Genomic DNA, 11,945 nt, shown 5'->3' on the forward strand with positions numbered 1-11,945 from the left:
AAAGTGATGGCTGCGGACTATCCGCTGTTGTATGTGTCGAATCCGTCGGCTTTGCAGCGGGATCGAAAGACGACCCCAGGCGGAAAAAAGACAGATTTCTACGCCGATCGCGATGCCGCATTCGCGGCACATCGCGCATCCATTACCAACAGTATTCGAACGATCCAGGCGCAGCTTGGTGAGAGCAGCGCGCGTTTCGGTCTATCCGGATTCGTCAAGGTCCGCCTTCAGGAAAAGGCTTGGGCGAAATCCCATCGCCCCGTCCAAAGGCTGTTTACGCGAGACACGGCACCGGTTGTTGGCGGGGCTGACATAGGGGAGCTCGTCGTTCGTGCTGATGGTGCTGGGTTGAGCCGGGTGATTGAGAGGATCGAGGCGGCCGATGCGAACACGAAGCGCCGGCTCGACAAGCACGGTGACCTCGTTTTAAATCCAAATCGCGAGCGGTCCGAACTGGGCGCGCTGGAAAATCTTCACCTGTGGTCAGCGGCGGACCGCCGTGTTCCGGACGCGAAGCACGCCGTCGGGCGGCTCAATGAGCAGAAACTGGCGCCCATGTATTCGGTGCGCTTTTTCGAACCGATTTCGGACGCGTTGGCTAAGCTTCAGTCGATGCCCGCTGCGCTGCGATCCGCTGATCAGCCCGCTGACACGTTTGTCCGTTCGCTGGCCGAACTCAGTCGTTCCTTGGGCATCTATGTCGTACTCGAGAACGGGCTCGAGTCGATTTCATCGGCATACATTGGTTTGACGGAGTCTCCCGGCTTTGCCGTGCTGGACGGTTTTGCCGCGTTATCAAAAGTTGGCGAGCAACTGCGGGTCGACGGAGATTACTCGTTGAATGCGCATCGGGCCTTGTTGGCGCTACTGGGCGAGCATCCCGACATCCGGACGGTTGCGATACCGCAGTCGTTTGTCACGGATCAGCGCTCCCCGCTTGTCGAGGCTGCAGTGGGCCAGAGAATCCAGCGGACTTCAACGGTTGTTTCATTGCTTCCCGCCGAGATTCCCGAACCGGTCGAGCGCGTTACTTATCCCACGGTCGCGGTCGTTGACGGCGGCATCGCGAATACGTTGGGTAGTTGGGTCAAGGCCGTTTATGGTGGCATCCCAGAAAACCACCGCGATCTTGAACATGGAACGTACATTGCTGGATTGCTGGTCGGTGCTCGGGAGCTCAATCCTGAGTATGGGGCGCGCCTGGAAGACGACGGTTGCTGGCTGATCGATATTGCTCTCCAGACCAAGGACGCATTTGCAGGGGAATACTATGAAAACGGTTCGGCAAAGTTTCTCGACAGTCTCGATCAAGTTGTCGGGGAGTGTCGACGGAACCATCCCGTGCGTGTCTTTAATTTCAGTCTGAACAATCAAACTGCAGTTTCACAAAGTGATTTCAGTGAGGAGGCAATCTGGCTTGATGAGATTGCTCGTCGTCACGACGTGTTCTTTGTGATCTCGGCAGGTAATGCTATAGGCAGCGATGCGCGTCCGGAATGGGACGATAACCTGATGAATGCGGCGATTCAACTTATTGAAAGCAGGTCGGATACGCTTCGGGGCCCTGCGGATTCGCTGATGAACGTCTCGGTCGGTGCGACCAACGGCCAAGGTGTGCCCAATTGCATCCCGGATGCGCCAGCTCGATATAGTCGTCGTGGCCCAGGCGTGCGGGGATCGGTGAAGCCTGACATCTGTCACATTGGCGGCGCGGATACGACTGACGTGTCGGGACTGACCGGGCTGGCTAGCGTCACCGAGGATGGCTTGGTGGCTGCAGTGAAGGGCACCAGCATGGCGGTCCCCTTGGCGGCCAAGACATTGGCCCAGCTCGACCTCGAGTTGGGGCATGAGGCTCGGCGCGAGATCGTGCAGGCCATCTTTCTTCACAACACGTATTTTCCTGCGCCACTACGCACTTTGAAGGCACGACGCGTGGGCCGAGGACTGGTCGGCTTCGGCTATCCGCGTCCGAGTTCGGAAACGCTGATTTTGAATAGGCACACGTTCGGCGTGGTCGTATGCGACAACCTGAAAAAGGACGACAACTGCGTGATCGATTTCAGGTGGCCGCGCGAACTCGTTGATGCCGAAGGGCGTTGCCGAGGGATTGCTCGTCTCACCCTGGTCTACTCGCCGCCGCTTGATTTTGATTACGGTGCTGAGGCGGCACGTATCAGCCTGGTGCCTTCACTGCGCCAGCGAGAGGATGAGACGCAACCACGCGACGTCAGCGAGGATGACGAGGAGGAGGATGAAGAATCGGAAGATGCCACCAAGGTCGGGTGGATCGGCAGGATCAATCCGGTTCATTCGCGTGGCTTGAAGCGCACGTCACGTGAGTCGGCCTTGCTGTTGGATGGACTCAAATGGAGTCCCGTCAAGGTGCTGGAAGGCAGTTTTCGCGGCATCGGCCGCTCGGCCGAGTGGCGCATGACCGTCAATTATGTCGCGCGGAATCAGGTGGAGTTTCCCGAGGACGGGGTTCCGTTTGCGGCGGTGTTGACGATTACAGATCCGGACGGCAAAGCGAACGTCTACGAGGATCTCAAGCAGGAACTGGTGGCGAATTCGGCCACCGTGTTGAACGACATTCGAATCGCGCTTCGTGTGCGTTCGCGGACGCAGCGGTAGTTTTCTCGGATAGCTAGAAATGACGTCGAACACCCAAAAATACATCGTTATGACCGCGACCGTCGAAGGTTCGACGTTTGTCGGTCCGTTTCAACGTTCCAGTTTCCAGAGCGGAGGCGTCACGGCTCTTCTGCGCAATGCGTTTCCGGCCGGTGCAAACATTCCTGTTACGTCGTCCGCGGTCGATGATGTTGCGATGCTCGAGTTGACCGACGACCAGGCGCGCTCGTTCGAGGTCGCTAACGGAGCGATCAAGTTACATCCGGTTCGAACGTATCGTCTCGCAGCGATCGAAATCGACCGCGCGTTGATGGCGGCCGGCCCGTACTCGTTTGGCATCGTGCCCCAGGTAACGAACACCCCATTTCGCATTCGAGTGGAGGGCCCCCGTGGTCAGCCTGTCGCGAACGCGGGGGTCGTTGTCTGCGAGTGGGGAACGAATAATGTTTTGGAGGGCAAGACGGACGCCACCGGACATGCAACGATTCCCACGGGAGTCGGACTTGCTAATTTTGTGAGAGTCACGCCGTTTGCTGATTTCTGGGGGCAGTCCAAATCCGGGATCATGGCGATTCACGGGCCTGTCGTCTTCACGCTTGATGCGCTTGATCCAACGTATGTCGATAGCTTCAAGTTCCATTACCCGCCGAATCAGCCGCTGCAGGGCGGGACGCAGGTGGGTCGTCGGGTCAAGGTGGCCGTGATCGACACGGGGGTGGACGACCATCCGGATCTTGGCAATGTAACCCATCGCATTTCTCACACGCAGGCCGACGATGCGGACGATCTGGGTGACAACGGTACCGGGCACGGGACACATGTCGCTGGAATCATCGGGGGCCGGGGGCGCGTGAGCGGGCTTGCGCCGAATGCAGAGTTGATGAGCTTTCGCGTGTTCGAGCGTGACGCCGTAGAGGCGGACACGCTGTACATATTTGAAGCGGTTCGCAATGCCGTGGATCACGGTGCCGACATCATCAATCTGAGTCTCGGGCAGGAAAAGGTCGACGACGTGCTTGAATCGGCGATCAAGTACGCTGAAGAGAACGGCGTACTGGTTGTTGCAGCCTCCGGCAACGACGGGCACAGTGCCCCGGTATTTCCCGCTAGCTATCCGGAGGTAGTTTCGGTCGCGGCCGTTGGGCGATCTGGTACATTCCCGTCTGGCTCGGTGCACGCAAGTTGGCCGAAACGGGCGAAGGGAACCGACTCGAAGGATTTCGTGCCCGCGTTCTCGAACCATGGAAAGGTCGAACTGGCAGCGCCCGGCGTCGCGGTCATATCGACCGTCGGTGTTAGCGGCTATGCTGCAAAGGACGGGACGTCAATGGCGTGTCCGATCGTCTCCGGTTTCGCGGCGCGGTTGCTTGAGACTGCGCCTGAGTTGGCAGGACGACCGCGTTCCTCTGACCGTTTGGTCGACCTGAAGTCGTTGCTGTACAAGACATGTAATTCGCTTGGGTTCGATAAATTTGACGTAGGGAGTGGATTGCCTCACTGATCGGAGCTGCGTCATGAGTCGATATTTGCTGTTTTTCAAAGGATCCGGTGACATCCCGCAGGATGACCTTCGGACTATTCGGGACCACGCTGGAGTGACGGTCCTGGACGTGCGGCCATCAAAGACTTTGGTCCTCGAACTGGACGGTTGCGCGGGCGACTTTCTTGCGGACGTCGGCAAGATGAAAGACTGGGTAGCCAGCGAGCAAAGAAAGTATCGATTGAACTAGGGCCCGTGCCGCAGTTGGAGCAACGCCGATTGTGATGGTGCGTCGAACTCGGCTACTGTGCCCGTTGGCCCATTGCATCGATTAGTGGATGCCGTCGTACCAGGCGGTGCTCCCCATGTAGGTTTGCCCGAATGGATCCGGCATAGTGCGGGTGCAGCGTGCGGTGCTATGCGGACTCGCGGGCGAATTCGACGACAACTTGATTGGAATTGTGATTAATCAAGCGTTAGAGTATTTGCGACACGGGTTCCGGCATCGCGACGGTCGCGGGAAGGATGTCGAGATAGAGCATGTCGCTGCAGGAGTCGCAGAGACGTTGCTTTGGTTCACGGCCGGGCCGCGCAACTTGTCGAGCCGGGGTTGGGGTTGCGGCCATGCGTAAAGCATCTGACAGGGCGCGCCGTACGTTGAGCAAAGCGCATCTCTTGCCGTTGCCTGCTGCGCAAGTGCGACGACTGTCACTGAAGCACCATTGCGCGCTCGCTTCATTGCTGAACGGGCACGGTAGTGTCGATGGAATTGTGACGCTGTCGAATGTACTGGAACTGGCGTTCCGATTGCGCGACGAAAGGGAGACGGTGCTGTACCGCGAGGCGCAGGCGGCCTTGAGTGCGTGTGTCGAGCGAGCGGGGCGCGGCGATGCATGGTGCGCAACTGATGACGAACGAAGAGCGCTCGAAGCGTTGCTCGTCGCGCACGACGTTCAGCTCGCGTCGGTACCGGTACATCGTTACCTTGATGCGCTGGAGCGCGTGCAGCGTGAGTGTGCGTTGGGTGTCAATTTTGCGATTCCCGAGCACGATTGAGTGCAGATGAATCGATCGCGGCAATTCAAGCTTCCGCATCGCGCCCGTGTGCCTGTGAATCGGGCCGAAATTCGGGATCGCGCACGCTTTTAGACTGAAGGTGTGCCACGAGGTAGAGGGTAAGTTATTGATGTTATAGGTATTTTTTTGAATTCGTTGGTATGTTCCACGCCTCATAGAGTAGTTTCCATCCGGCCGTGGGATGTCGACTTTCTTCGATCTCCGCGTGCAGCGCTTTCCAGGCATCGTTCCAGCGCAGCTGGGCACTCCATTCTCTAGCAAATTCCTTGAGAAATCGGCGGTCAGGTAGACGTCCTGAGCTGCCGAAGCGGCTGACGCCGTTATCGAAACGATTACTTCTCTGCCAATTTCGCTTTGCGACCTCTTCCATTTTGACGAGCAGCCGCGACTTCCGGCGTCTTTTCAGGGGGGGCGGGGTACCAGTGGTATCTGCGCCTCGTGTGCAAGGACGTATTGATTCAATGGACCACTGATGTAGCGAAACACCGGGTCGTCTGTCGTCTCTACGGAATGAAGATGTGCAATTGCGCGAGCCCATTCTTGCTGCTTCGCTTCTGGTGCGTGCTCGAGGATAGCGAGGCGGTAGTGCGCCCATGTGCGGACGTGTTCAAGCGCGGGCATGCCTGGCAGGGGCTCTTCTAGCAGGCTCAAGATACCCCTCACGAACTCCACAGAAACGCCACCCTCGATCAACTCCCAGATCGGAGAGGCCGACCATAGGTGAGCTATGACACCGCCCGGTAGCTCTCGGATGGCTGCGGTCAGGTTCTGCCCATATTTGCCTCGCGGGCCCGGACGCGGTTCACGTTCCCCCCGCAGATATTGATAGAAGATCTTGCTGTTACTCGTAGCATGGCCAGGCGGTTCATTTCCGCAGGCTGTTCGATCCCGGTTGAACAAGTTGCTCAACCACGACGCAGTTCTATGCGTATAGATAACAGCAGCTGCGGCATATGCCATCCCCCGTAGTCCTTCCAGCCGACGACGCATCGGCACCTTTCTTTTGTCTTGTACGTCATCGGGAGGCGACTGCAGCTTTCGCCAGTACCGAGATTCGTTGAACGACGGGTGATTCATCTGTTTGAGCAGATTCGCGAAAAGAACACAAATACACCATTACACACTAGTGAAAACCACTATGAATATCGGCCAATTCTTGTTCTCCGAGGTGTCCCTATTTTTTTAAGTCCGTTTTTTTACTATTTTCACCACGTTTACTAAGCTGCCCAGCAGTGAATGCGTGTCGAGCTCTTGCCGCCAAAGGCGAGATTACATGGTGCCCTTTAATGGGTGCCGCGGAGGAAACGCTATGGACGAACCTTAATTGCTTGGCTGAAAGGAAAAAAGGCCTCTGGGCGGCAACCCAAAAAGGCCTTTTCGGAACTGCATCGAATTGTGGAAATCGACAGTCCCATCCTAGTCGGCCCTTCCCACGGAGTCAAGCGAGCCCCGATTTTTTTGAAAAATCGTGGGGGGGCGCTCGTCCCAACGTACCTCGAGTTGCGCGCGCATCAAATATCGTCGTACCGATCAGCGGTTCAGAGCGTCTGGTCACTGCGGGTTGTACCTCGCCTAAACACGCCGCGCGCAAGCTCGTCGACTTATGCCGTAAGTCCGTATTGGTAATGGAGGGCATCATCATGTTCGACACACGTGAAGTTCATGGAAATCCCAGCAAGTCTACAAGGGCCAGGTGTATCGATCCACGATGGGGGGAAGGGAGTCTCTCCCAAAAAAACAGGGACCGCTACATCAGAGAGGGACGTGGCTCGGGTGAGTGGGGTACGTACGCGCCGGGCCGGACACTCAGCGAATTGCGCGGCATCGGTCGTCTGCACCGGTTCTCCTGTAGTCGGTGCGGCGGACGCCAGGTTGTGTTGGCTTCGGATTTGATTTTGTCCATCTTTCTGAAACAGCATTGGGACCGTCAAACGCGAGAACTGCGTGAATACTACCCGGTACTGGATGTTGACGAGACGGCGCGTATCGCTCGCTTCATAGGTGTTAACCATCCGACGTATAGGGACGGGAGTCCACGCATCCTGATTACGGATTTGATGGTCTACAAGACCGGCTCGCGCGGCTCCAGTTGGGTTGCAATTGAATCGGCTTCGATGCGCAGGCGTTCGACGAAAGCTTCCGTGAAGCGATTGATTCTCGAGGAATATTGGCGGCGTCTGGGTATTCAATGGCGTACGCAGTACTCGGCGGGATTGAACGATTGCTACGCGAGGAATCTATGGCAGTTGTTCGGGATCAACGAGCAATTTCTCGCGTACGGTCTCAGTGAACGTGAGCAGATGGCGCAAGAGGCCGTGAGTCGGCGATTGCGTCGTTACAGTTACGCGCGGATTCTGGACGTCTGCTTTGCCGTGGCCCGTGCGTGCGATTTCACGATAGCTGAATGCGTTCGAGCAGCGCTTCAATTGATTGCCGGTCGTACGATCGTTTGCCGCCTTGACGTACCCCTTCTACTGAATCAACCGGCGAGCTCCGTCCGAATTTTGAGCGACCCGCAGGAGATACGACACCCATTCCCAGGGCACGAATCCAATGTCGTCAACAATGTCCGAGCGACTTGGGATGGAGAACGTGGTCAGAGCAATGAAAGGCGCAAACTCTAGAGCTACGCTTTCAGTCAATGGGAGGCACTGTCGAGCGCTTCACATAGACCATTTTCCGACTGGAGGTGATATGAAAGATAAGGAGCCGCGCTCCGCATTGCCGGCGGTTGGAGAACTGGTGCGTGATAAATCAAACGGGAGGTTGTACCGAGTCGTGCTCGCCGGCGGTGGAGCGCCTGACGTAGCGCTGTGTCACGTATTTGGAAGTCGATTGGAGATAAAGCACATCTCGGTCGAGGAGTTCCAAAGACGCGCAGCGCATGGCTATCAAAACGAGGATCAGTTTGTTTATGTAGAAGACGATCCTTTTGACGCATACAAGCGAGTCATAGGTCGTACCAAGGGACACGAATCAAAGAGTGTCGAGAACTGGAATCGAATCGAGGGGCTGGTAGGGGATCGAAATCTCTTCAAAAAGTTATTGTATGGGGGTACGACTCGGAAGTTGATTTTTGAACAACACGCTAACGGTCAAGGCGTCAGTATACAGTTGATCCGGCGACTACATCGTTTCTATCTGCAACGAGGCATGACTCCTTTGTCGGTGGCTAGCAATTTTTGGCGATGTGGTCGGATGGAGCAACCGGCACGTTTCCGTGACAGTGATGACGTAAATGAAAAAATAAAGCAAAGAGTATTCAAAAGCCGCCCAGGTCGTCGATCGACCGACGGTGGCCATTACGCAATTCCTTCCGAGCTATTGAACCGACTCTTTCAGCAATACGTTGACATCTACCTGACTAGCAAGGAGGGGCCTTGGCAGATTGACATTCCCAACGCGCTAGCTAAGCGGATCAAGCTCAAGATTCCAGACACACGGTTTCCGGCACGTCGTACCCCTCAAAAGGCAAAACAACGTGGTCGGGAAAAATGTAGGGATACGGGACAATGGCCGCATGCGCCACCGATGCGCGACGGTCCACGCCGGCGCCAAACCATGCAACGGTTGGTGGACCATCTTAACTACGTTTGCCGTTGCACGCGTGAAGTCAGAGATCTCACGGGGCAAGTTATCGCTCTCGAACTGGCTCCATTTGAAGAGGTCACAGTCCGGCAGTTCCAGCACTATTGGCTAACACGGGTTCCGGTCGCTGTCCGTAAGCGCCGCGCTATGGGCGAGCGGAAATACGCGTTAACTGGACGTCCGAAGCATGGGCATGCGCTACAGCATAGTGCGGGACCCGGCACCGAATACATGATTGACGCTACGGTCGCGGATGTATTTCTGGTGTCACGATATGACCGAACCGTTGTGGTCGGGCGTCCCACCGTTTATCTAGTGATGGACGTTTGGAGCCGCATGATTGCAGGTGTGCTTGTCACCCTCGATCCGCCATCGTTTGCGGCGGTAGCGCTAGTCTTCGAGAATATCGTAACACCCAAAGACGAATTCTGTGCACGGTACGACCTTCAAATCGATCCAGAGCAGTGGCCCTGTCACGATCTTCCTGGAAACGGCATGTCGGCCGATCGCGGTAGCGACTACATGAAGATTGATGCTTGGAAAAGAGTCAACCAGCAACTGCATCTACCGATCAGCAACGTCGAAGCGCGTAATCCAGTGAGGCATGCATTGATTGAGCGCAGGTTTGGCACCATACCGGTTCATTTCCAGCGAGAAAGTTTTGGTGTTGTGGAAAAAGATGCGACCGCCCGCGGATCACCGCACTATGCGTGGGATGCGACTGACACGCTCAGCGAATTCACAAAGAAATTGCTTCGGGCCATCCTTGTCTATATTCAAACGCCTATTGGACGGGAAGGCGCGGAGCCAGACATGATCTTTCAGGGCATGGCTGATACACCGCTCAATCGATGGAACTGGGGCATGGAAAATCGTACAGGGTCCTTGCGTCACCATTCGCTAGACGAAGTCCGTATGGCGACCTGGCCACGCTCGACCGCCTTGCCTACGGAACGCGGGCTCCTATGGCAGGGTGTGTATTACACGTCACCCTACATCGAAAGCACGCTCATTCATTGTTGGGGGCAGAAAGCTCGTGAACCAGTACCAATTCAGTTCAATCCAGGTGACATGTCCCGCATCTTATTGGAAGGAAAGGGGCACCTTGAGTATGGCTATCAAGCGGGGACCAACAAGCAGCTACCCGGCGATGTTGACCTTATGGAGTGGAACATCCGAAGTCTGATTGACCGTGTAAATTCAAGGCGAGAGAAGCGAAAGCTGCAGCCGCAGCGAGTGATGGAAATCCTCAATAACACCGAGGAAAGTCGGAAATCAAAGAGGGAACAAAAAGTGACTCTGAAACGGGCAGGGCTAAGTCATCCTGAGACAGTTGGGATGCGAGAGGCGCGTGAACGAGAGCGATATGCGAACAGGAAATCGAAGCGATCACTCCTGACGAAAAAGCAACATGATTCGAGCCGAGCAGAGATTCAAAATGAATCGGAGATCGAAGCGCGCGTTCGTCGAAATATGTTGGATTTGCTCGGTGACTAGGGAGGTAAAAATAAGGATGACATGATGTGGAGTTGAGAGGGTGGCGTAGTAAAAATTTACAAATTAGGAATGCTATCATGAAAAGCGCAAAAAAATCTAGTTCAGGTTGTGAATTATATCGTGATGTTCCTCTTGATCCGGCGGGAGACGATATTTTCCGAAATACTTGTCCATCGGTGGAGGCTGTTTATCATTCTTCAAGTCTGGAGTTGCAGGAACATGGTGAAAATCCTCTGATACTAGCATTGCCACCGTTCGGACCATTGAAGCCGATTCTCAATGGAATGGCGATGGCATTTAACGTACCTCACGCTCCGCACTATCGAAAATGGTCGATTGACAGAAAGATTCTCGCCATCAGTCGCATCTCTCAGGTGCTAGTACTACAGGGTGAACTCGTCGAACTGTTGAGTTGGTTGCACACTGCGATGCGATACCGCTACTCTGGTCTAGTCCCAACCCGTTCCCTGAGGAAACGAGTACAAGAAAACTATGCGTTAGTGCAGGCGGGTTCGCCCCGACCGATCTGTCTGCCAGGGGATTCTCATGCGCTCAGTAAATTCGTGTTTGGAATTTCTGGAGCAGGGAAAACGACGTTGGCGAAAATGGTGCTGAGTACGTTTCCAATGATCATTGAGCATCGCGAGTACCAAGGAGTTCCAGCGAGATTCATGCAGGTGGTATGGGTTTTTGTTTCCTGTCCCGCTAACGGGTCGGTACTGACCCTGATGAAGGGAATTCTGCATTGGTTTGACCTGTACCTTGGGACGTACTATGTCAATGAAATATCATCAAGATCAAATACAACTGATTATATTTTGAAGGTGGAGGATGTGCTGCGTCGCCATTTTACGGGTGTGCTGGTGATTGATGAAATCCAGTTCGCCTTGCGGTCAGCATATAAAACTCAATTGATCGATTTTCTAACGAATTTGCTAAACAGTAATGGTTGCACATTCATCTTGCTCGGAACGCCTGAGGCTCGAAAGTACATGGTTCGGAGCTTGCGCACTACTCGTCGCTCGTCTGGTGATGGGGCTATTCCGATGAATCCATTCTCTATGGATGTGCTATGGAAGCGTCTGGCAAAAGCAATTATTAACATAGATTTTCTTCCGATGCCGCCAAGTGATCCGGAGGAAATCATGGCGGTATTGCACGAAGTTAGCGCCGGTTTGCCGGCATTTGCCAAACTGGCATGGAAGCTAACCCAATATAAGGGGCTGCAGGCGAATAATGAGAGTGTCACGCCGGGACTTGTGCGGGAGGCTGTCAAGGCTGGTTTCGGGCCAGTGGAAAATTTACTGCAAGCGTTGCGGACCAGGGACTATGTTACGTTGGCCAAATGCGTGGACCTCGCAACTGCGGACGTCGAGGCGTTTCGGGAGAGAATGACGCGTGAAAAGCGACGGCGGCAGATCGGCACGAAGCTGGTGGACGATGCTTTTTTGGAAAAATTCTCCGCCTCTGTTGCAGTGTTGATTGAAATGGGACGATCAGAAATTGAGGCTGAGTCTCTAGTACGTCGAGTCCTGGAAACTGACCGCACGCTTTCATTCGAGGAAGTAGTGCGCCGAGCGTTGCCGCCCGAAGACTCACCCCAGGGCGCGTCTATCAAACAGAGGGGGCGAAAAAGAGTGAATTTCAGGAAAGCCTGATCGGTTCGGAA

General features: G+C 55.1%; 7 protein-coding genes. All 7 read left to right on the forward strand.

Annotation, left to right across the window (positions count from 1 at the left end; translation table 11 throughout):
* Nucleotides 1–6: 6 nt before the first annotated feature.
* Nucleotides 7–2,634 carry a S8 family serine peptidase gene (locus HWX00_RS34655; RefSeq protein ID WP_175028336.1) on the forward strand — a complete coding sequence of 876 codons (2,628 nt, stop codon included), beginning with the start codon at nucleotides 7–9 and terminating at the stop codon, nucleotides 2,632–2,634.
* Nucleotides 2,635–2,653: 19 nt separating this feature from the next.
* Nucleotides 2,654–4,135, forward strand: a complete 1,482-nt coding sequence (locus tag HWX00_RS34660) for a S8 family peptidase (RefSeq protein WP_175028335.1) — start codon at nucleotides 2,654–2,656, stop codon at nucleotides 4,133–4,135.
* A gap of 13 nt (nucleotides 4,136–4,148) precedes the next feature.
* Nucleotides 4,149–4,364 (forward strand): hypothetical protein, encoded by a 216-nt coding sequence (locus HWX00_RS34665; RefSeq protein WP_175028334.1) that lies wholly within the window; start codon nucleotides 4,149–4,151, stop codon nucleotides 4,362–4,364.
* A 290-nt stretch (nucleotides 4,365–4,654) separates the two neighbouring features.
* Nucleotides 4,655–5,170, forward strand: a complete 516-nt coding sequence (locus HWX00_RS34670) for a hypothetical protein (protein WP_226194279.1) — start codon at nucleotides 4,655–4,657, stop codon at nucleotides 5,168–5,170.
* A 1,916-nt stretch (nucleotides 5,171–7,086) separates the two neighbouring features.
* Nucleotides 7,087–7,815 (forward strand): PDDEXK family nuclease, encoded by a 729-nt coding sequence (locus HWX00_RS34675; RefSeq protein ID WP_175868186.1) that lies wholly within the window; start codon nucleotides 7,087–7,089, stop codon nucleotides 7,813–7,815.
* A gap of 70 nt (nucleotides 7,816–7,885) precedes the next feature.
* On the forward strand, nucleotides 7,886–10,276 hold the full coding sequence (locus HWX00_RS34680; protein WP_175028332.1) for a hypothetical protein: 2,391 nt from the start codon (nucleotides 7,886–7,888) through the stop codon (nucleotides 10,274–10,276).
* A 77-nt stretch (nucleotides 10,277–10,353) separates the two neighbouring features.
* Entirely contained in the window at nucleotides 10,354–11,934 is a 1,581-nt protein-coding gene (locus HWX00_RS34685; RefSeq protein ID WP_175028331.1) for an ATP-binding protein, read from the forward strand.
* Nucleotides 11,935–11,945: the final 11 nt, after the last annotated feature.

The organism is Burkholderia seminalis DSM 23518 (assembly GCF_902832885.1).
GTDB lineage: Bacteria > Pseudomonadota > Gammaproteobacteria > Burkholderiales > Burkholderiaceae > Burkholderia > Burkholderia seminalis.

Excerpts from the sequence above, each read along its gene's own strand:
- HWX00_RS34660 (WP_175028335.1), top strand. The coding sequence starts at position 2,654 with ATGACGTCGAACACCCAAAAATACATCGTTATGACCGCGACCGTCGAA.
- HWX00_RS34680 (WP_175028332.1), top strand. The coding sequence starts at position 7,886 with ATGAAAGATAAGGAGCCGCGCTCCGCATTGCCGGCGGTTGGAGAACTG.
- HWX00_RS34655 (WP_175028336.1), top strand. The coding sequence starts at position 7 with ATGGCTGCGGACTATCCGCTGTTGTATGTGTCGAATCCGTCGGCTTTG.
- HWX00_RS34665 (WP_175028334.1), top strand. The coding sequence starts at position 4,149 with ATGAGTCGATATTTGCTGTTTTTCAAAGGATCCGGTGACATCCCGCAG.
- HWX00_RS34685 (WP_175028331.1), top strand. The coding sequence starts at position 10,354 with ATGAAAAGCGCAAAAAAATCTAGTTCAGGTTGTGAATTATATCGTGAT.
- HWX00_RS34670 (WP_226194279.1), top strand. The coding sequence starts at position 4,655 with ATGTCGCTGCAGGAGTCGCAGAGACGTTGCTTTGGTTCACGGCCGGGC.